The 19024-nt window shown below is 72.3% G+C and carries 17 protein-coding genes and 2 pseudogenes; 11 read left to right on the top strand and 8 right to left on the bottom strand.

The annotated features are described in order from the left end of the window. Window positions 1–11 precede the first annotated feature (11 nt). Together WFI16_RS09890 and WFI16_RS09885 are read right to left on the bottom strand one after the other, a co-directional pair. Window positions 12–977 (bottom strand): Bug family tripartite tricarboxylate transporter substrate binding protein, encoded by a 966-nt coding sequence (locus tag WFI16_RS09890; RefSeq protein WP_419897660.1) that lies wholly within the window; start codon window positions 975–977, stop codon window positions 12–14. Then, window positions 974–2671 (bottom strand): acyl-CoA dehydrogenase family protein, encoded by a 1698-nt coding sequence (locus WFI16_RS09885; protein ID WP_419897659.1) that lies wholly within the window; start codon window positions 2669–2671, stop codon window positions 974–976. Before WFI16_RS09885 ends, WFI16_RS09890 begins: the two co-directional genes overlap by 4 nt. A 103-nt stretch (window positions 2672–2774) precedes the next feature. On the opposite strand from WFI16_RS09885, the gene WFI16_RS09880 reads away from it, so the two are divergent. Next, on the top strand, window positions 2775–3653 hold the full coding sequence (locus WFI16_RS09880) for a LysR substrate-binding domain-containing protein (protein WP_419897658.1): 879 nt from the start codon (window positions 2775–2777) through the stop codon (window positions 3651–3653). Between the two features lie 40 nt (window positions 3654–3693). Here the strand turns inward: WFI16_RS09880 and argC are convergent, their stop codons facing one another. Then, a complete protein-coding gene (gene argC, locus WFI16_RS09875; protein WP_419897657.1) occupies window positions 3694–4671 on the bottom strand; it encodes an N-acetyl-gamma-glutamyl-phosphate reductase in 978 nt (325 codons plus the stop codon). A gap of 397 nt (window positions 4672–5068) precedes the next feature. Here argC and WFI16_RS09870 point away from each other — a divergent pair, with 397 nt between their 5' ends. The 3 genes from WFI16_RS09870 to WFI16_RS09860 all read left to right on the top strand — a co-directional run bounded on the left by WFI16_RS09870 (window position 5069) and on the right by WFI16_RS09860 (window position 8269). After that, on the top strand, window positions 5069–5587 hold the full coding sequence (locus WFI16_RS09870; protein ID WP_419897656.1) for a MaoC family dehydratase: 519 nt from the start codon (window positions 5069–5071) through the stop codon (window positions 5585–5587). Window positions 5588–6017: 430 nt separating this feature from the next. Continuing rightward, entirely contained in the window at window positions 6018–7034 is a 1017-nt protein-coding gene (locus tag WFI16_RS09865) for an amino acid ABC transporter substrate-binding protein (protein WP_419897655.1), read from the top strand. Window positions 7035–7084: 50 nt separating this feature from the next. Next, complete coding sequence (locus WFI16_RS09860; protein WP_419897654.1) at window positions 7085–8269, top strand: trans-sulfuration enzyme family protein; 1185 nt, start codon at window positions 7085–7087, stop codon at window positions 8267–8269. 35 nt (window positions 8270–8304) lie between these two features. Here WFI16_RS09860 and WFI16_RS09855 read toward each other — a convergent pair whose 3' ends face one another. Beyond that, window positions 8305–9237 (bottom strand): LysR substrate-binding domain-containing protein, encoded by a 933-nt coding sequence (locus tag WFI16_RS09855; protein ID WP_419897653.1) that lies wholly within the window; start codon window positions 9235–9237, stop codon window positions 8305–8307. Between the two features lie 545 nt (window positions 9238–9782). Between WFI16_RS09855 and WFI16_RS26945 the strand changes: the two are divergent. The 5 genes and pseudogenes from WFI16_RS26945 to WFI16_RS09835 all read left to right on the top strand — a co-directional run. After that, window positions 9783–9998 (top strand): annotated as a pseudogene (locus WFI16_RS26945) (mannitol dehydrogenase family protein); the annotation flags it as partial. Window positions 9999–10096: 98 nt separating this feature from the next. Further along, window positions 10097–10330, top strand: a pseudogene (locus WFI16_RS26940) (hypothetical protein); the annotation flags it as partial. A gap of 58 nt (window positions 10331–10388) precedes the next feature. After that, window positions 10389–10721, top strand: a complete 333-nt coding sequence (locus tag WFI16_RS09845; RefSeq protein WP_419897781.1) for a mannonate dehydratase — start codon at window positions 10389–10391, stop codon at window positions 10719–10721. A 116-nt stretch (window positions 10722–10837) separates the two neighbouring features. Then, the gene (locus WFI16_RS09840; protein WP_419897651.1) at window positions 10838–11140 is read left to right on the top strand and encodes a hypothetical protein; all 303 of its coding nucleotides are present in this window, start codon (window positions 10838–10840) and stop codon (window positions 11138–11140) included. Window positions 11141–11223: 83 nt separating this feature from the next. After that, window positions 11224–12174 (top strand): aldo/keto reductase, encoded by a 951-nt coding sequence (locus WFI16_RS09835; protein WP_419897650.1) that lies wholly within the window; start codon window positions 11224–11226, stop codon window positions 12172–12174. A 244-nt stretch (window positions 12175–12418) separates the two neighbouring features. On the opposite strand, the gene WFI16_RS09830 is transcribed toward WFI16_RS09835, so the two are convergent. Further along, on the bottom strand, window positions 12419–13123 hold the full coding sequence (locus WFI16_RS09830; RefSeq protein ID WP_419897649.1) for a GntR family transcriptional regulator: 705 nt from the start codon (window positions 13121–13123) through the stop codon (window positions 12419–12421). Between the two features lie 95 nt (window positions 13124–13218). Here WFI16_RS09830 and WFI16_RS09825 point away from each other — a divergent pair, with 95 nt between their 5' ends. Continuing rightward, entirely contained in the window at window positions 13219–14448 is a 1230-nt protein-coding gene (locus WFI16_RS09825; RefSeq protein ID WP_419897648.1) for a CaiB/BaiF CoA transferase family protein, read from the top strand. A 65-nt stretch (window positions 14449–14513) separates the two neighbouring features. Here the strand turns inward: WFI16_RS09825 and WFI16_RS09820 are convergent, their stop codons facing one another. After that, a complete protein-coding gene (locus WFI16_RS09820) occupies window positions 14514–15866 on the bottom strand; it encodes an FAD-containing oxidoreductase (RefSeq protein WP_419897647.1) in 1353 nt (450 codons plus the stop codon). A 440-nt stretch (window positions 15867–16306) separates the two neighbouring features. On the opposite strand from WFI16_RS09820, the gene WFI16_RS09815 reads away from it, so the two are divergent. Continuing rightward, window positions 16307–17560 (top strand): diguanylate cyclase, encoded by a 1254-nt coding sequence (locus WFI16_RS09815; RefSeq protein WP_419897646.1) that lies wholly within the window; start codon window positions 16307–16309, stop codon window positions 17558–17560. A gap of 3 nt (window positions 17561–17563) precedes the next feature. Here the strand turns inward: WFI16_RS09815 and WFI16_RS09810 are convergent, their stop codons facing one another. Next, window positions 17564–18145 carry a DUF4893 domain-containing protein gene (locus WFI16_RS09810; RefSeq protein ID WP_419897645.1) on the bottom strand — a complete coding sequence of 194 codons (582 nt, stop codon included), beginning with the start codon at window positions 18143–18145 and terminating at the stop codon, window positions 17564–17566. Next, window positions 18142–18999, bottom strand: coding sequence for an alpha/beta fold hydrolase (locus WFI16_RS09805; protein ID WP_419897644.1), 858 nt, complete (start codon window positions 18997–18999; stop codon window positions 18142–18144). Before WFI16_RS09805 ends, WFI16_RS09810 begins: the two co-directional genes overlap by 4 nt. Window positions 19000–19024 lie beyond the last annotated feature (25 nt).

Here is a 19024-nt window from a genome sequence, read left to right as displayed (position 1 = left end):
ACCGCGCCGGCTCAATCGGCCCGCACACTGGCCTCCCGGATGACGCGCTCCCAGCGTGCCGTCTCGCTGGCCATCAGCGTGCTGAGCGCCGGGCCGGTCATCTCGGGCGCGACCTGCATCCCCTGGCTCTCGAGGAAGCGTCGGGTCTCGGGCTGGTCGACGGCGCTGGCGAAGGCCGCGCGGAGCCTGTCGCGCAGCGGTTCCGGGGTGGCCGCGGCCACGGCCAGGCCGAAGAACACCGAGGCGTCGTAGCCGGGCAGGCCCTGCTCGGCGACGGTCGGCAGATCCGGCAGCACCGCCGAGCGTTCCAGCGTCGTCACGCCGATCCCGCGCGCCCGCCCGGCCTGGAGATGCGGCAGGGCGGTGAGGACATCGGTGAAGACCATCCCGATATGCCCGGCCAGCAGGTCGTTCAGCGCCGGCCCGGTGCCGCGATAGGGGATGTGCTCGATGCTGGTGCCGGCCATGCGGTTGAACAGCGCCCCGGCCAGATGCGAGGAGGCGCCATTGCCGGAGGAGCCGAAGGACAGCTTCTCCTGCCGCGCCAGGGCGATCAGCTCGGGCACGCTGCGGGCCGGGATCTGCGCGTTCACCGCCAGCACGTTGGGAATCCGCCCCAGCGGCGCGATCGGCGCGAAGTCCCTGACCGGGTCATAGGCTTGGCCCGGATAGAGCATCCGGTTGATGGCCAGCGGCCCCGAGGTGCCGAACAGGATGGTCTGCCCGTCCGGCGCGCTGCGGGCGACGAATTCGGCGCCGATATTGCCGCCCGCGCCGGGGCGGTTCTCGACCAGCACCATCTGGCCCAGCGGCTCGCCCAGCCCGAGCGCCAGGCGGCGGGCGATCAGGTCGGTCGGGCCGCCCGGCGCGAAGGGGACGATCAGCAGCACCGGCTTGCCCCCCGGCTGCGCCAGGGCAGGGCGGGCGAGCAGCCCGGTGGCCACGAGGCCGAGGGCGGTGCGACGGGTTGCGTTCATGACAGGGCTCCTTCCTCGGCGCCGGGATCGTCGAGCAGGCTGCGCAGCTCGGCCGGTTCCGCCTGCAGCGGGTCGCGCGGCAGGACCCGGTGCTGCAGCACCAGCCGCGCCAGGATCAGCCGCCGCGGCGTGCCGAGCTGCGCCGCCTCCCAGGCCAGCGCCGCCGCCGAGGTCAGGTGATACAGCGCCGAGGCCGCCTGGCGGGCCAGCGCGGGGTCGCCCTGTGCCGCCTCGGCCAGGGCGATGGCGCGGTCGAGCGCGGGCAGCGCCTCCGGCAGGGCGGCGCCATTGCCGAGCAGGCCATGCAGATGCGCCCGCAGCACCGGCAGCGAGCCTTCCCGCGCGGCGGCGCGCAGCACGTCCAGCGCCACGATGTTGCTGGTGCCTTCCCAGATGCTGCCGAGATGGCTGTCGCGCAGCAGCCGCGCGTCGGACCATTCCTCGATGTAGCCGCAGCCGCCGCGCACCTCCATGGCGTCGCCGGTGACGCGCCGCGCGTCGCGGCAGGCGCGGAACTTCAGCAGCGGCGTCAGGATGCGCAGCAGCGCATAGGCGCCCTCCTCGCCGGCATCGGCGCGGCGCAGCGCCTCGGCGGTCTGCAGCACCATGCTGCGCGCCTGCTCGGTGGGCACCAGCATTTTCGCCAGCTGCCGCTGCATCAAGGGCATCTCGACCAGGCGCCTGCCGAAGGCGGTGCGGCGATGCGCGATGAACAGCGCCTCGGTGGTGGCGCGCCGCATCATCCCCGCGGCGCGCACGCCGTTCGACAGGCGGGAATTGTTCACCATGTCGGCCATCTGGCGGAAGCCGGCCTCGGGCGCGCCGACCAGCCAGGCGAGGGCGCCGTTCATCGTCACCTCGCCCGAGGCCATCGACCGCGTGCCCAGCTTCTCTTTCAGCCGCACGATGCGGTGGTGGTTCGGCGTACCGTCCGGCAGGACGCGCGGCAGCAGGAAGAGGGAGACACCCTTCAGCCCGGGCGGGCCGCCCTCGCGCCGCGCCAGCACCATGGCCAGCCCGGCATCGGGGTTGGAGCAGAACCACTTGTCGCCCTGCAGGGACCAGGTGCCGTCCTCGCGCGGCGTCGCCGTCACCACCGTCGCCGCGATGTCGGAGCCCGCCCCCTGCTCGGTCATGAACATCGCGCCCTGGTGCAGCGCGTCCAGGTCCTGGCTGGCCAGCGCCGGCAGGTAGCGCGCCACCAGCGCCGGATCGCCGAATTTCCGCAGCGTCCGGGTCAGGCTGTCGGTCATGCTGACCGGGCAGCACAGGCCGAACTCGGCCTGTACGAAGAGATAGGTCAGCAGGTACTTGGCCGCCGGCGGCATCGGCGCCGCCCAGCCCAGCACGCCGCCGCGATGCGACAGCGCGGCCAGCCCGAACTCGCCGAAGGCCAGCCGCTCCATGCTGCGATAGGCCGGATGGTAGTCGATCGACTGCCGGTCCTCGCCGCGGCGGCTGCGGGGCCGCAGGACGGGCGGGTTGCGGTCGGCCTGTGCCGCCAGGGCGTCGAGCTCGCCGCCCGCCAGGGCACCCAGCCGGTCGAGATGCGGCGCCAGATGCGCGGCCAGTCCGGCGGGAAGGTAGAGGCGGGCCAGGCGGGCCAGCTCGGGGTCGGCGCGCCAGAGGTTCAGTCCCTGGCTGTCGGGGATCGCGGCCGCGCCCGAGGGCGGGCCGGGCGGTCGGACATGCATCGGCGGTTCCTCCTGGAGCGTTTTTTCGACCCGGAAGCTCCGCGCCGGCGGCCCGTCTGCCAATCGATTTGTTTGCCGGGGGTGTTGAGCTAGGCTCAAGGCGATGAGCTACCGACGTCTCCCCTCCCTCGCATCCCTGCGCAGCTTCGAGGCCGCCGCCCGGCACCTCAGCGTCACCCGCGCGGCGGCCGAGCTGGCGGTGACGCCGGGCGCCGTCAGCCGCGGCGTCCGCCAGCTGGAGGCGGAACTCGGCCTCGCGCTGTTCCTGCGCGGCGCCACCGGCCTGACGCTGACGCCGGCCGGGGCGGCGCTCGCCGCCGCCGCCCGCGAGGGCTTCGACCGCATTGCCGCCGGGGTCGGCAGCCTGCGCCTGCTGGCGCCGCGCCGCCTGACGCTTGGGGTCTATGCCCTCTTCGCCAGCCGCTGGCTGATCCCGCGCTGGCACCGGCTGCGCGAGCGCCATCCGGCGCTGGACATCGAGCTGCAGACCAGCACCGATCCGCTGGCCCTGGTGCCGGGCGCCTTCGATGCGGTCATCGCGGTCAGCGATGCCAGGCCCCGTCCGGGCCTGGCGTTGCAGCCGCTGGTGCCGATCGCGATGATGCCGGTCTGCTCGCCGGCGATGGCCCGCGGCTTCGACTGGCGGCGCGCGACGCTGCTGCATTCGCGCCAGCGCCCGGACGACTGGGCCCGCTGGCTGGCCGCGGCCGGTGTGGCGGGCGTCGATCCCCGCGCCGGCCTGTCCTTCGAGAGCATCGCCCTGGCCGTCGATGCCGCCGCCGAGGGGCTGGGCGTGGCGCTGGCGATCCAGGCGCTGGTCCGCGCCGATCTCGCCGCCGGCCGGGTGGTCGCCCTGCATCCCTTCATCCGACCGACCAGCCGGGCCTTCACGCTGCTGCACGCGCCCGGCCGCCAGGCCGATGCCGGCCTCGCCGCGCTGCGCGACTGGCTGGTCGAGGAGGCGCGGGCGGAGGCAGGCTGAGCCGGCGCGATGCCCTGCCTGCGCGCCGGCCCGGCCGCGCTCACGGCCAGACGGGCAGGCCTTCCAGCCCGGCGGTCTCCGTCAGGCCGCAGATCAGGTTGGCATTCTGCACCGCCTGGCCGGCCGCGCCCTTGCCGAGATTGTCGACCACGCCCATCGCGATCACCAGGTTGCGTGCCGGATCGGCCGCATAGCTGACGAAGGCGAGGTTCGAGCCGCTCGCCCATTTGGTCTGCGGCGGCCGGTCGGTCACGCGGACGAAGGCCCGCCCGGCGTAGAAGCGCCGCGCGGCGTCGAGGCATTGTTCCGTGCTGGCGCGGCCGCGGGCGTAGATGGTGGCCAGCACGCCACGCGTCATCGGCACCAGATGCGGCGTGAACACCAGCCCGGCCGCGCTGCCGCCGCTCAGCCGCTCGATCGTCCGGGCCATCTCCGGCATGTGGACATGCGTGAGCAGGCCGTAGGGCACCAGGTTCTCGTTGCTCTCGGCATAGCCGAAGCGGCTGTCGCCGCCGCCCCGGCCGGCGCCGGAGATGCCGGTCTTGGCGTCAACGATGATGTCGCCCGGCACGATCAGCCGCTCGGCCAGGAGGGGCGCCAAGGCGGTCAGCACCGCCGCGGGGAAGCAGCCCGGATTGGCGACGCGGCTCTGGCCCTCGATGCGGTCCGGCCAGACATCGGCCAGGCCATAGGTCCAGCCCTCGGCGTCGCGATGGTCGCCGCCGATATCGACGATCTTCACCGCGCGCGGCACCCGCGCCAGCGCCGCCGCCGAACTGCCGGTGGGCAGCGAGGCGAACAGCAGATCGAGCTGCGGCAGTTGCGCGGGGTCCCATTTCTCGATCACCAGCCCGGCCAGCCGGGCGGGCAGGCCGGGGAAGCGGTCGCCCAGCCGGCTGCCGGCGCTGCCCTCGCCGGCGGCATAGACCAGATCGAAAGACGGGTGGCCGGCGATCAGGCGCAACGCCTCGCCGCCGCCAAAGCCACTGATTCCGACGATGCCGACGCGCATGCTCATGGCGAATTCCTTCCAGGGGATCGGGCAAAGAAAAACCCCCGGAGCCGGGGGCTGCGGGGGTTCGGGGATACGGGCTGATGCCGCCTCGGGGAGGGACCGCTAGGGCGCGGATCTCACCGGTCGAGGAGCGGGTCTGCACGCAGCCATGGAAGCCGCCGCCGGGAAGCAGCGACGGCGTCGGTCGGCGGTGCGGAGACCAAGGTTGCCCATGTGGCGCAGGCTACGGGCGGGTCTGAACCTCTGTCAACGAGGGTTTGGGGCAGCGGGCGGCCGGCCCTGTGTCATGCCGGATGCCGAGCGCAACCGATTTCCGGCTCGCCAGAAGCCAGGCCGGGTCCAAGCTGGCGCCGGAGGCGGCGATCCGCCGCGTATGACCCCCGCTCACCAGGAGTCCGACATGGCAGACAGCCAGAACTTCGATCCCCGTGCGCATCGCCTGGTGGCCGAGCAACGCTGGTTCGAGGATTTCCGCATCGGCGAGCGCTTCTGCCTGCCCAGCCGGACGATGACCGAGGCCGTCTTCCTCGCCTTCCAGGCAGCCAGCGGCGACAATCATCCGGTCCACTACAACCGCGAATACTGCCGGGCACGCGGCATGCCGGACCTGCTGGCGCACGGCTACCAGGTGGCGATCCAGACGGCGGCGGGGGCGGGGCTGTTCCCGCACCTGGTCGAGGAGTCGCTGAAGGCCTTCCTGGAGCAGTCCAGCCGCTTCCTGCATCCGGTCTTCGCCGGCGACACGCTCTATCCAGTGCTGGAGGTCGACGAGCTGACGCCGAACCGCAGCACGGGCGTGCTGGGTCTTCGCAGCACGGTGCACAATGGCGCCGGCGTGCTGGTCCTGGACGGCCGTCACCGCTACCTGCTGCGCCGCCGCCAGGCGGCAGGGGAGGGCGCACCGGTCCTCACGCCGTAGCGCAGGCCGCTGAGCACCTCGCGCAGGCGGTGCCCGCGCGGCCCCGCGACATCGGGCAGCGGCGCCTGGGGCGTCAATGAGCCCTTTGGCACCGCCGAGGGCGGGGTTGCCGGCCTTGCCGGTCGAGCGCGGCAGCGAACGCGCGCGACCCAGGCCCGGCAAAGGGGCCAGCAACAACCGAGAAACGTCATGGCTGAGAAAGGACACCGCCATCGGCGGCCGATTGGGTCCCTGCTGGCTCTCCCTGTCCCGGCGGTCGCCAGTACGGTGGGCTCAAAGACGTGATGGCCACCGCGAGCCGGTCCTGCGCATCCCCCCGGCGACCAGAAGCCATAACATTTGGTCATCAAGTCAATGCCAGCGGTCAGTTCCCAGGAAGGGTCGGCCTGCGCCACGGTCGGGCAACCGCATCCCCTGCAGGAACCCGCCCATGCTCAGGACCATGTTGTCGTGTCTGGCTGCCACGCTGCTCGCCACGGGCGCCTGGGCGCAGGGCTCGGGCTCGCCCACGCTGGACGCCATCCGGGCGCGGGGCACGCTGGCCTGCGGCGTGTCCGGCACCAATCCGGGCTTCGCCTTCGCCGACAGCCGCGGCGAGATCCAGGGCAGCGAGGCGGATTTCTGCCGCGCCGTGGCCGCCGCCACGCTGGGCGACGCCAGGAAGGTCAGGTTCGTCACGCTGACCTCCACCAACCGCTTCACCGCCCTGCAATCGGGCGAGATCGACCTGCTGGTGCGCACGGCGACCTGGTCCCTGGGGCGCGAGGCCAGCCTCGGCCTGCTCTTCGCGGGCATCACCTTCTACGACGGCACCGCCTTCATGGTGCACAGCGCGTCGGGCGTCCGCTCCGCCAGCGATCTGAACGGCGCGACCATCTGCATCCTGCCGGGGACGACGACCGAGCTCGCCGTCACCGACTACTTCCGGCGCAACAACATGCGCTTCACCCCCGTCCTGATCGACAACGTGACCGAGCTGCGCGCCGTCTTCCGCAACGGGCGCTGCGACAGCTATTCCACCGACGCCTCCGCGCTGGCCTCCTTCCGCTTCGGCGAGGGCCAGGCGGCGGAGAGCTACACGCTGCTGCCCGAGGTGATCAGCAAGGAGCCGCTCGGCCCGCTGGTGCGCAAGGGCGACGACAAGTGGTTCGACATCGTCCGCTGGACGCATTTCGCGATGCTGGCCGCGGAGGAGCTGGAACTGACCCGTGCGAATGTCGAGGCCTCCCTGGCCAGCGCGAACCCCGACATCCGGCGCCTGCTCGGCGTGGATGGCGATCTCGGGCGCAGCATGGGGCTGGACAACCGCTGGGCCTTCCACGTGATCCTGCAGGTCGGCAGCTACGCCGAGGTGTGGGACCGCACCATCGCCCCGCTGGGGGTGCCCCGTGGCCACAACCGCCTCTGGACCCAGGGCGGGCTGCACTACGCGCCGCCTGTCCGCTGACCTCGCCCGCCGCCTCGTGGCCCTCTTCACGCGCTGATCCGAGAGAACCCATGCACGACCTGACCCGCTGCGTTCAGCACCCCGAGGTGTCCCAGGAGGGTTTCCGCAGCCTGGCGGTGCCGACCTACCGCGCCTCCACCATCATCTACCAGGACGGGGAAAGCTTCGCGGCGCGCAGCCAGCGCGGTTTCGACGGCTACACCTACGGGCTGCACGGCACGCCGACCACGCGCACCCTGGAAGCGCAGCTGACGGCGCTGCACAATGGTGTCCGCACTGTGCTGGTGCCGTCCGGCCAGATGGCGGTGGCCCTGGTGTTCCTGACCTTCCTGCTGCCCGGCGACCACGTCCTGGTGCCGGACAGCGCCTATGGCCCGGTCCGCAACGTCTGCCGCGACTACCTGGCGCCGCGCGGCATCGACTACACCCTCTACGACCCGCTGATCGGCGCCGGGATCGCCGGGCTGATCCAGGACCGCACCCGGCTGGTCTGGGTCGAATCCCCCGGCTCCGGCACCATGGAGGTGCAGGATATCCCCGCCATCGTCGGCGCGGCCAAGGCCCGTGGCGTTCTGGTCGGCTGCGACAACACCTGGTGCACGCCGCTGCTGTTCAAGCCGCTGGACCATGGCTGCGACTTCGCGGCGGAAGCGCTGACCAAATATGTCGGCGGCCATTCCGACCTGCTGCTCGGCTCCATCACCGTCAAGGACATGGATCTGCGCCAGCGCATGAAGGAGGTGCTGCGCAGCCTCGGCATCGGCGTCTCCCCGGACGAGGTGGCGCTGGCGCTGCGGGGCATCGAGACCATGGGCCTCCGCCTGGCACATGTCGGCCGGGTCTCCGAATCCTTCGCCCGGCGCCTGCAGCAGCATCCGCTGGTCGACCGGGTGCTGCATCCCTGCCTGCCATCCTGCCCGGGCCACGCCTTCTGGGCGCGCGACATCAAGGGTTCGGGCGGGGTGTTCAGCATCGTGCTGAAGCCGGGCGCCGAGACCGGGCTCAACCCGGCGCTGACGGCGATGCAGGTCTTCGCCATCGGCGCCTCCTGGGGCGGCACGCGCAGCCTGATCGCGCCCATGTTGGTGAAGGGCGAGCGGACGGTGAATCCCTGGACCCATGCCGGGACGGTCCTGCGCATCAGTATCGGCCTGGAGCAGGAGGACGACCTCTGGGCCGATCTGGAAGGCCTGCTCGCCGCGCTCGTTCCCCTGGGCGCCGAAATCCCCGCCTGAGCCCGCTGCCGGCCGTGGCAGGGTGACCGGCGGACCTAGCGCGCCCGCCCGGCCAGCGGGCGCGGCTGCGGCCCGGCCTGGCCGGGCCCGCGGTCGCGCGCCGCCAGCAGGGCGGCGACGAAATCCTTGACCAGCATCGACTTCTGCGTGTCCGGGCGGAACAACAGGTAGGTCTTGAAGTAGACCTCGGGTTCGAAGGGCCGCATCACCAGGCCGCGTTCGGCGAAGCCCTCCGCGGCAACGGCCTGGGCCAGGCCGATGCCGATGCCCTCCAGGGCGAGGGCGCAGACGGTCGCGGCGAAGGGCGTCTCCACGACGATCTTCGGCCGCGAACCGGCCGCGTCGAGCACCGCGTTGAAGCGCGCCCGGGCGCGGTCCTCGGCCGAGAGGGCGATGAACGGCACGCCGTCCAGGTCGGCCGGGCGGATCACCGGCTTGGCCGCCAGCGGATGGCCCGGCGGCATGACGCAGCAGGCGCGGCCGCTGGAGAAGACCCGATGCTCCACGCCGGCAAGGTCGACCTCGTCCGCGGCCAGCCCGATGCTGAAGTTGCCGTTCACCACCAGCTCGCGCACCTGCGCCGACATGGCGATCTGGAAGGTGATGGCGATGTCGGGATGCCGGTCGCGGAAGATCCGGATGGCGCGCGGCACCACCGTGTTGCCGTAGGCGGCGAGGCTGGCGATGCGGATGGTGCCGGAGCCGAAGTCGCGGATGCGGGCCGCCGCGGTGCGCAGTCGGTCGAGGCCGATAAAGCTGGAGCGGACATCGGCGAAGAACAGCTGGCCTTCCGGCGTGGGAACCAGGCGGTTGCGCACCCGGTCGAACAGGGAGAAGCCGACCGCCGTCTCGAGGTCCGCAATGGCGCGGCTGACGGCGGGCTGGGTGACCTGCAGCAGCTCCGCCGCCCGCGACGCTGATCCGCTGATCATGACAGCGTTGAAGACCTCGAGCTGGCGATGGTTCACCCGTTCAACTCCGCTCCGCCCTGTCCGGCTGGGCCGCGTCCGTGGCGAGAAGGGGCGCGACCGTGGACGCTGGCGCACCCTCCGGCCTGGCAGCTTACGGGATCGCCGTCCGCCATGCACGACCACGGCTTGCGAAGCCTCGGCCGGCAGGGCGGCAGGCGCTTCGGCCCCGGCGACTGCGCCGTTCCAGCCCGACGCTCGCCATGCAGCACGCCGGCGATCACCCGTTGCTCGCCACGGCAGGCTGGAACAGGGGCAACCATGACCCGCCGAGGCACCAAGGGCGCCGAAGACACCGACCTGTTCGCGGAGGTCCGAGCGAGCGAGCCTGCGGCTCGTTACGTGCCGTTGGCAGGCCGGCCAGATCGCTCGCCATCATCCTGCCGGTGCCCGCCGCCGTCGGAACCACTCCGCGCTGCCTTCCTCTGCGCCCTCGAGACGGTCACGGAGATCCGCTTCGACCGTGACAGAATCCGCACAGCCCGCGCCGCTTGGTCCCGTCCGGCCGTCTACGAGTATCCCGGCGCGGATCCAAGGAAGCCAGCATGCCGCGGCCGTGCCTGTCCTCCGCCAGCCTGACGGCCCGCTCGCTGTCGTGCGAGGCGGCGCGGCCGGCCTATGACCGCGCGGCGCTGCGGCCGGCGATCCTGCATCTCGGTCTCGGCGCCTTCTTTCGCGCGCATGGCGCGCTCTTCACCGAGGATGTGCTGAACCGGCAGGGCGGCGACTGGGGCATTTTCGGCGTCTCGCTGCAACGGCCGGAGCAGCGCGACCGGCTGGCGCCGCAGGACGGCCTCTACACCGCGCTGGAACGCGGCCCGGGGGCGAGCGGGCGCGCCTCGTCGGCGTCTTGCTGGGCGTGCTGGTGGCGCCAGAGGATCCGGCCGCGGTGCTCGACCGGCGGGCGGCCGGCCTGCCGATCCCGGCCCATGCCCTGGCCATCGCCGCCTGGGCGCGCCATCTGGACGGCGTCGACGAGGCCGGCGCGCCGATCGCGCTGCGTGACCCGATGGCGGCCGCGCTGCGCGCCAGGCTCGATGCCGCCGGCGACGACCCGGCCGACCGCATCGCGGCGCTGCTGACGCTGACAGCGATCTTCGGCGAGGATCTGGCGGACACGCTACGCTTCGCCGCCGCCGTGACCGGGACCTATCGCCCGCCGCTTCGCGCATCGCGTCAAATTCGCCCATCTGCGCAATGTGGCCAAGGAGCCGGATGGTTCCTTCATGGAAGCCGACCATCTCGGCGGCGATGTCGACATGGTCGCCGTGGTCGAGGCGCTGCTGGTCGAGCAGCAGCGCCGCCGGGAGGCCGGCCAGGCCGAGTGGCGCATTCCCTTCCGGCCCGACCATGGTCACGAATTGCTCGATGATGTTGGCAAGCCGACCTTCCCGGGCTATCCCGCGATCGGCCGCATGCGCGGCCTGGCGGAGCTGCGCGGGGTGATGGCGGCGCTGGCCTCGGTGAAGGGCCTGCCGCTCTGACGCGCTGAGGGCGGCGTCCCCGCCGGCCCCTCGAGGTTCCCCGCGTGCCGCGATGAGGGTGACGTGCGGCGCAGGGCCGGACGAGAGCGGGACAGTAGCGGCGTGACGACAAGGCCATGCTGACGGTGATGGGCGGCTTCGTGCTGCTCGGGATGGTCGCGCTGATCGGCGGGATCTCCGGCGGTGTGGTGCCGGCGCTGCGCGTCTTCATCCTGCTCTGGGGCGTCATGCTCACCGCCAACACCTGGCTCAGCGTGACCCAGGCCGATCGCGGCCTCGCCGTGCCGTGGCAGGAACGCGCCCTCGGCTTCGCGGTGCCGGCGCTGATCGCCTGGCTGCTGATGCTGTGGATCGGCCGCCCGCCGCGCCCGCCGCCGCCGCCGGCCGAGGAGGATGATTATGACGGCTATCACCGCTGACCGCCCGGCTTCCCAGCCGCGGCATTGACGCGCAGGATGGCCGCCCGGCCCGCCTGGCGGGCAGCGACACAGGAAGAGACCCGATGCAGAAGCGACCCCTCGGCCGCACCGGCCTGGAGATTGCCCCCCTGGTCTTCGGCGGCAATGTCTTCGGCTGGACGGTCGACGAGAAGACCAGCTTCGATCTGCTGGACGGCTTCGTCGATGCCGGCTTCGACGCCATCGACACCGCCGATGTCTATTCCGCCTGGGCGCCCGGCAACAAGGGCGGCGAGTCGGAGACCATCATCGGCAACTGGCTGAAGAAGAATCCCGGCAAGCGCGAGAAGGTGCTGATCCTGACCAAGGTCGGCTCCGACATGGGGCAGGGGCATCGCGACCTCTCGGCCGGCTGGATCACCCGTGCCGTCGAGGATTCGCTGCGGCGCCTGCAGGTCGAGGTGATCGACCTCTACCAGTCGCACTGGCCCGATCCGCGCACCGGCTACGAGGAGACGCTGCGCGCCTATGAGGGCCTGCTGAAGGCCGGCAAGGTGCGCGCCATCGGCTGCTCCAACCTGGACGCGGTGCAGCTTGAGGAATCCCTCAAGGTGGCGGCTGACAAGAAGCTGCCGCGCTACGAGACGCTGCAGCCGCACTACAACCTCTATGACCGCGGCAGCTTCGACGGCCCGCTGCGCGACCTGGCGATCCGCGAGGGGCTTGGCGTCATCACCTATTTCAGCCTGGCCTCCGGCTTCCTGTCGGGCAAGTACCGCTCGGCCGCCGACTTCTCCAAGAGCAAGCGTGGCAGCGGCATGGAGAAGTACATGAACCCGCGCGGCGAGCGGATCCTGGCGGCGCTCGACGCGGTGGCCGGGCGGACCTCCGCCACCCCGGCCGAGGTCGCGCTGGCCTGGCTGATCGCGCGCGAGGGCGTCACCGCGCCGATCGCCAGCGCCACCAGCCTGGCGCAGCTCGACAGCCTGGCGAAGGCGGCGCGGCTGTCGCTCGCGGCGGCGGACATCGCTGAGCTGGACGCCGCCAGCGCCTGAGGCGACACTCGCTTCTGTCACCCCAGCACGAAAAAGGGCGCCAGGCTGAACCAGCCTGGCGCCCCGCATTGTCGTCGGCGGGCGTCAGTCGCCCTGCCGCCTGCTGTCGTTCAGCGCGCCGGCCCCGTGGAGAGGCCAGCGACCCAGCGATCGGCAACGGACGCCGACGTCGAGCAATGAGACACTGGATCACCTCCTTTCAGTTTGTTTCGGATGCCCGGGAGGTGGGAGGCCGATAGCGCCTTCACAAGGGGGTTCCGGCCGCCGGGAGCTGGCTGGCGGCGAAACGCCGCTTGCCGCCCTGCACATGCGCCTCGGCCGCCGCCCGGGCCGCCACCGGGTCACCCGCGCGGATGGCGTCGAGGATGGCGGCATGCTCGGCATTGCTCTCGCGCATCTTCTCCGGCTGCACCAGCGCGCGGCGGCGGAACAGGTTCAGCTCCTTGCCCAGGTCGTCATAGATCCGCTGCGCCCGCGGTCCGGCGCCGAGCGCCAGCAGCGCCGCGTGGAAGTCGAGGTTCAGCGCGTAGTAGCCGGGCGCGTCATCGGCCGCCGCCGCGGCGTCCATCTGCGCCACCAGCGCCGACAGCCGCGGCAGCGTGCCGGCCGGCGGCGCCGCCGCCAACCGCTCGCAGGCCTGGCCGGTCAGCAGGGCGCGCAGGTCGTAGAGCTCCAGCGCCTCCTCGGCGCTCAGGCTGCGCACATAGCTGCCCTGGTTCACCACGGTGACCACCAGCCCCTGCCGCTCCAGCCCGCGCACCGCCTCGCGCACCGGGCCGCGGCTGATGCCGAGGCGGGCGGCCAGCGCCTGCTCGTTCAGCCGGCTGCCGGAGGGGATCGCACCGCTGACGATCAGCCGCTCGATCTCCTGGGCGGCGACCGAGGTCAGCGACCGGGTGCGCAGCAGCAGCAGTTCGGCGGGAAGGTCCGGGGGCTGGTCAGGGGCCATGCGCCCAGCATGAAACACGGGATTGTCGATCGTCAACAGTTTGCACTGCTGTCGAAACATGCTAGCGAATCCGCCGAGCAGGAGGACCGCCCCTAATGAATGACAGCCCCTTCGCCACCCCGGCCGCCGAGGCCGCCGCCGCGCCCCGCGCCTCCAGCGCACTGGCCGGGATCACCGTCCTCGATCTCACCCGGGTCCGTTCGGGCCCCACCTGCGTCCGCCAGCTGGCCGACTGGGGCGCCGAGGTGATCAAGATCGAGATGCCCGAGGGGCTCGATGCCGGCGACCCGATGGGCGGCCCGCGCGAGGGGCCGGACTTCCAGAACCTGCACCGCAACAAGCGCGGCATGACGCTGAACCTGAAGGACCCGGAGGGGCTGAAGCTGTTCCTCCGCCTGGTCGAGAAGGCGGATGTCGTGGTCGAGAACTTCCGCCCCGACGTGAAGGACCGCCTCGGCATCAACTATGCCGCGCTGGAGAAGGTGAATCCCGGCATCATCCTGGCCTCGATCTCCGGCTTCGGCCAGGACGGGCCCTATGCCAAGCGCCCGGGCTTCGACCAGATCGCGCAGGGCATGGGCGGGCTGATGTCGATCACCGGCCTGCCCGGCCAGGGGCCGGTGCGCGTCGGCATCCCGATCGCCGATCTCTGCGCCGGCATCTTCTGCTCGCAGGGCATCATGATCGCGCTGCTCGAGCGGCAGAAGAGCGGCCGCGGCCAGTGGGTGCACACCAGCCTGCTGGAGGCGCAGCTGTTCATGCTGGACTTCCAGGCCGCCCGCTGGCTGATGGCCGGCGAGGTGCCGAAGCAGGCCGGCAACAACCACCCGACCAGCATCCCGACCGGCGTCTTCCCGACCAGCGACGGCCATATCAACATCGCCGCCTCCGGCCAGCGGATCTGGGAGCGCACCGCCCAGGTGCTCGGCCGCGCCGACTGGCTGAGCAACCCGGACTATGCCTCCGGCAGCGCCCGCAGCAAGAACCGCGACGCGCTGAACGCCGAGATCGGCGCCGTCACCGCGACGCGCAGCAGCGCCGAATGGGTGGAAGCGCTGAACGAGGCCGGCGTGCCGTGTGGCCCGATCAACGCGATCGACCAGGCCTTCGAGGACGTGCAGTCGAAGCATCTCGGCATCGCCCGCACCCTCGAGCGCGACGGCAGGCCGGTGCAGTATGTCGGCCAGCCGGTGCAGCTGTCGCGCACGCCGAGCGCGGTGGTCAGCCATCCGCCGGCGATCGGCGAGCACACCGACGCCATCCTCAAGGGGGTGGGGTTCAGCGAGGCGGAGATCGCCGAGCTGAAGTCGAAGAAGGTCGTCTGATCCGGAAAGCGAAGCATGGGGGGAGGTATCCCCCCATGCCCCCTTCTATTTTTATCAGAAAGACATCAGCGCAGGCCCTGCAGCAGGGTCGGGATCAGCTCGGACACCGTCGGGTGGATCGGCACGGCCCAGCGCAACACCTGCTGCGGCACCCCGGCATGCATCGCATCCAGCAGGCCATGGATCGCCTCGTCGCCCTCCACCCCCAGGATGGCGGCGCCCAGGATGCGGCCGCTGCCCGCCTCGGCCACCACCTTCATGAAGCCGGCTGTCTCACCCTTCTCCACCGCGCGGCCGACGCGTGACATCGGCCGCGTCGCGACCTGCACGTCGAGGCCGCTGGCCCGCGCCGCCGCCTCGGTCATCCCCACCCGCCCCAGCGGCGGATCGATGTAGAGCGCATAGCCCTGCACCCGGTCGCTGACCCGGCGGTCCTCGCCATCCAGCAGATTGGCGGCGACGATCTCGAAATCATTGTAGGCGGTGTGGGTGAAGGCGCCGCGCCCGTTGCAGTCGCCCAGCGCATAGACGCCGGGGACATTGGTCTGCAGCCGCTCGTCGACGGTGATATAGCCGCGCCCGTCCACCGCGATCCCCGCCAGGGCCAGGCCGAGCTCGTCGGTGTTCGGCTGCCGGCCCACCGCCACCAGCAGATCCGACCCGTTGACGCTCTGACCGTCGCCGAAGCGCAGCGTGACGCCGGCGGCGTCGGCGGCCGCCGCGATCTCCCCGGCGCCACAACGGACGGCAATCCCCTCGGCCTCGAGGATCGAGCGGATCGCCGCGGAGACATCGTCATCCTCGCGCGGCAGCAGCTTCGGGCCGCGTTCCAGCACCGTCACCTCGGCGCCGAAGCGGCGATAGGCCTGGGCGAATTCCAGCCCGATATAACTGCCCCCCACCACCAGCAGATGCCGCGGCAGATGGGTGATCTGCAGGATGCTGCTGCTGGTCAGGTGCGGCACCGACGCGAAGGCCGGCGGCACCACCGCCCGCGCGCCGACATTCAGGAAGATCCGCGGGGCGGTCAGCACCTCCTCGCCGACCTGCAGCGTGAAGGGGGCGGTGAAGCGGGCATGGCCCTGCACCAGCCGCAGCCGGTCGACGCCCGCCAGCCAGCGCTGCAGATTGCCCCGCGCATCGGTGGCCACCTTCTGGGCGCGGGCGGTGATCCGCGGCATTTCCGCCGTGACGGCGCCGCCGATGGCGACGCCCCAATCGGCCGCCCGCCGCGCCACATGGGCCGCGCGGGCACTGGCCACCAGCGCCTTGGTCGGCATGCAGCCGCGGTTGACGCAGGTGCCGCCGAGCAGGCTGCGCTCCACCAGGGCCACGCTCTGGCCTGCCTCGGCCAGGCGGACGGCCAGCGAGGGACCGGCCTGGCCGGCCCCCACCACGATGGCATCGAAAGCGGTCATGCGTGAGGTCCCCTCGGCAAGGCCCGCAGGATCGGCGCGGCCGCCTGCCCGATCAAGGCCCGACGGTCTGGCCCGGCCGGCCCGGAAGCTTGACCCTGTCCGGCACGCCGGCCAGCCCGCCGCCGGGACCGGCCGATTTCCTGGCGGCCCGCCTGGTCATGGTCCTGGCGCCGAAAGCGGCGGCGTCCTTCCGTTTTCCGGCAGCGGGCAGCGCCGGGGAGGGCCAGACGGCGCCGATCGCCAGGCCCTGGCGCCCGCCCGGAGGTTGCGGGAACGGGCCGATCCCTCACCAGCTTGTTTAGTGATGCGATGCAGCCTTCGCGCGATGCATCGGGTTGCGCCGGTGCCCCCGACGATCACGCGGCGGCAAAGGTGCTGTCTCCGTCCCAGGTGGCGCGGGATCGGCAGAGGCACTCCTCGGGGGCATTAGAGATTATTCGATGATACTCTCCGCGCTGCATCCGCCGACCCTGTTCCTCGTCACCGCCGTCGTCATCGCCTTCTCCGGCCTCGTGCTGGTGGCGGCGCGGGGGCGGGATTCCGACTCCGCCTCGCTGGGACTCTGGGGCCTGGCCATGCTGCTGGGCGCGGCCGGCATCACCCTGCTGGCGGCCCTGCCGATGCCGGGTGGCGCGGCGCAGCTCGCCGGCAATGTCGTCATCCTCGCCGGCACCGCCTGCGCCTGGACCGCTGCCCGGCTGTTCGGCGGACGGCGCCCGCTGCTCGCGCCGGCCCTGGCCGGTCCCGGGCTCTGGCTGGCGGCGGCGCTGCTGCTGGGCGAGCGGCATCCGGCGGCGCTGCTGTTCCTGGCCTGCGTCAGCGGGGCGCTCTACACCCTGGCCACCGCCTGGGAGCTCTGGCGCCTCGAGCCGGTGCCTGGCCGCAGCCGCCAGGGCGCCATCCTGCTGCTGGTGCTGCATGCCAGCTTCTATCTGGGGCGGGCGCTCGCCCTGCTGCTGACGCCGGAGGCGGTCTGGCTGAGCGGGCGCGAGATCAAGCTGATCATGATGCTGGAGGCGCTGCTGCACACCCTGGGCATGGCCTTCATGGTGCTGGCCCTGTCGCGCGAGCGGACGCAGCACCGCTCGGTCGCGCGGCTGCGCGAGCTGGCGCTGCTCGATGGCCTGACCGGCATCGGCAACCGCCGCCGCTTCGACATGGCGCTGGCGCGCGAGACCGAGATTGCCCGGCGCGACGAGATGCCGCTGGCCCTGCTGATGATCGATGTCGATCACTTCAAGGCCTATAACGACGTCTATGGCCACCAGGCGGGCGATGACGGCCTGCGCGTCATCGCCGAGGCCATCCAGGGCGCGGCGCGGCGCCCTGGCGACCTGGCCGTGCGCTATGGCGGTGAGGAATTCGCGGTGCTGCTGCCGCGCGCCGAGGAGGAGGGCGCCCTGGTGGTGGCCGAGCTGATCCAGGCGCGCCTGCGCGAACTGGCGCTGGAGCATGCCGGCAGCGCGCAGGGCGTGGTCACCGTCAGCATCGGCATCGCCTCGCTGCCGCCGGTGATGCTGTGCGGCAAGGGCGAGGGGCTGGTCGCCGCGGCCGACAATGCCCTCTATGCGGCGAAGGCGGCAGGCCGCAACCGCAGCTGGATGGCCAGCCAGCTCGGCGCCGCCCTGCGCCCGCCAGCGCCGGCGGGCAGGCGGGCCGCGGGGATGGTCAGGCTGGTGCGCCGGGCCGGCTGAGGCTCAGCGCCGCAGCTCCAGGATGTCGAAGTCGGAGTCGCGCGTCGGCGCGGCCGCCGGCATTTCCAGCCGCAGCCGCTGCGGCCCCAGCGGCACGAGATAGCCGACCTGGTTGCTGCCCGGCTCGGCACCGTAGCGCGGCGGCTGCCCGGCGCCGGCCACCGCCGCCCCGGCATAGCCCAGCCGCGCGCTGCCGGTGTCGAACAGCGTCCCCGCCAGCCGCTGCGAGCCGGTGAGCTTCTGCAGGCGCAGGCCGGCGGCGTCATCGGTGATGCGGCAGCGGAAATCGCCATAGATGGTCAGCGGCAGGATGCCGCCCAGCCGGATCAGCCGGCACCGCCAGTCGCCGGCCAGCGCCGCGGCCGGCTGCGCCGTGGCCTCGCCGTCCAGGACCTGCTCCAGCACCGCGACATCGGCCGGGTCGCCGCCGCTGCGGGCCACGCCGATGGCCGCTTGGCGCGCGCTCTCGAAGCCGGCAAGGCGTGCCTGGTCGATCGGCGTCAGCCCCTGGGGAAAGCGCCCGTCGGCCAAGGCCGGCGCCGCGGCGAGGGCCAGGCCGACGAGCAGGCCGCAGACGGCCTTCACGCCGGCGCGTCCCGGCCCGGAAAGACCTCGTCGAGAAACTCGCGCAGCACCGCGTTGAAGGCGGCGGGCCGCTCGAAATAGGCGGAATGACCGGTCTCGGCGAAATCGTGATGCCGGGCGCGGGGCATCATCGCAGCCAGGGCCGGCGCGACCGGCGAGGGGAAGACGATGTCCTCGGCGCCGGTCAGCCAGAGCGTCGGCACCGCGATCCCGGCCAGGCTTTCGGCGGCCAGGCAGCGGCTGCGCATCATCCGGCCGCGCAGCGCCTCCTTGTCCAGCGTGGCGCTGAGCTCGTCGAGGGCGCGGTAGAGGAAATGCGCCGCCGGCTGCTCGCGGGCGCCGCGGGCGCCGAGCGCCGGATGCACCCCGGCCGCGCGGGCTGCGGCCTGCGCCGGACCGGACTGTGCCTGCCAGCTGGCGAGGGCCGCCGCGGCCGGGCTCTGCGCCGGATCGACCGGGCCGCTGGTCGCCGCCAGCACCATGGCGCGCATGCCGCCGCCGGTCAGCGCATGGCCGAGCGCGGTCCATCCGCCCATCGACTGGCCGACGATGGCGAAGCTCTCGACGCCGAGATGCGCCAGCAGCGCGGCGAGGTCGCCGGCGTAATCCTCCGGGTCCGGCCCGCCGGCCGGCGCCTCGGACGGGAAGAAGCCGCGATGGCTGAAGCTGATGCAGGCATAGCGATCGCTGAAAGCGGCCACCTGCTGAAACCAGGACAGATGATTGCCGCCCAGGCCATGGGCGAAGACCAGGGCCGGGCCCTCGCCGGTGACCTCGTAGTAGATCCGGCAGTCCGGCCGCTGCAGGAAGCCCTTGCGGCGGGCGACGGGGCCGGGGGGCAGGGGATCGGGCATCGGCGGCTCCTTGTGCGCGGAGCGG

Origin of the sequence: Roseomonas sp. USHLN139, assembly GCF_037145735.1 — a bacterium.
Lineage (GTDB): Bacteria > Pseudomonadota > Alphaproteobacteria > Acetobacterales > Acetobacteraceae > Pseudoroseomonas.
The sequence above is the reverse complement of the archived record's forward strand: the minus strand, read 5'-3'. Positions and strand labels throughout refer to the sequence as shown.

Excerpts from the sequence above, each read along its gene's own strand:
- WFI16_RS09815 (WP_419897646.1), top strand. The coding sequence starts at position 16,307 with ATGATACTCTCCGCGCTGCATCCGCCGACCCTGTTCCTCGTCACCGCC.
- WFI16_RS09865 (WP_419897655.1), top strand. The coding sequence starts at position 6,018 with ATGCTCAGGACCATGTTGTCGTGTCTGGCTGCCACGCTGCTCGCCACG.
- WFI16_RS09840 (WP_419897651.1), top strand. The coding sequence starts at position 10,838 with ATGCTGACGGTGATGGGCGGCTTCGTGCTGCTCGGGATGGTCGCGCTG.
- WFI16_RS09890 (WP_419897660.1), bottom strand. The coding sequence starts at position 977 with ATGAACGCAACCCGTCGCACCGCCCTCGGCCTCGTGGCCACCGGGCTG.
- WFI16_RS09880 (WP_419897658.1), top strand. The coding sequence starts at position 2,775 with ATGAGCTACCGACGTCTCCCCTCCCTCGCATCCCTGCGCAGCTTCGAG.
- WFI16_RS09820 (WP_419897647.1), bottom strand. The coding sequence starts at position 15,866 with ATGACCGCTTTCGATGCCATCGTGGTGGGGGCCGGCCAGGCCGGTCCC.
- WFI16_RS09830 (WP_419897649.1), bottom strand. The coding sequence starts at position 13,123 with ATGGCCCCTGACCAGCCCCCGGACCTTCCCGCCGAACTGCTGCTGCTG.
- WFI16_RS09805 (WP_419897644.1), bottom strand. The coding sequence starts at position 18,999 with ATGCCCGATCCCCTGCCCCCCGGCCCCGTCGCCCGCCGCAAGGGCTTC.
- WFI16_RS09835 (WP_419897650.1), top strand. The coding sequence starts at position 11,224 with ATGCAGAAGCGACCCCTCGGCCGCACCGGCCTGGAGATTGCCCCCCTG.
- WFI16_RS09885 (WP_419897659.1), bottom strand. The coding sequence starts at position 2,671 with ATGCATGTCCGACCGCCCGGCCCGCCCTCGGGCGCGGCCGCGATCCCC.
- argC (WP_419897657.1), bottom strand. The coding sequence starts at position 4,671 with ATGAGCATGCGCGTCGGCATCGTCGGAATCAGTGGCTTTGGCGGCGGC.
- WFI16_RS09825 (WP_419897648.1), top strand. The coding sequence starts at position 13,219 with ATGAATGACAGCCCCTTCGCCACCCCGGCCGCCGAGGCCGCCGCCGCG.
- WFI16_RS09870 (WP_419897656.1), top strand. The coding sequence starts at position 5,069 with ATGGCAGACAGCCAGAACTTCGATCCCCGTGCGCATCGCCTGGTGGCC.
- WFI16_RS09860 (WP_419897654.1), top strand. The coding sequence starts at position 7,085 with ATGCACGACCTGACCCGCTGCGTTCAGCACCCCGAGGTGTCCCAGGAG.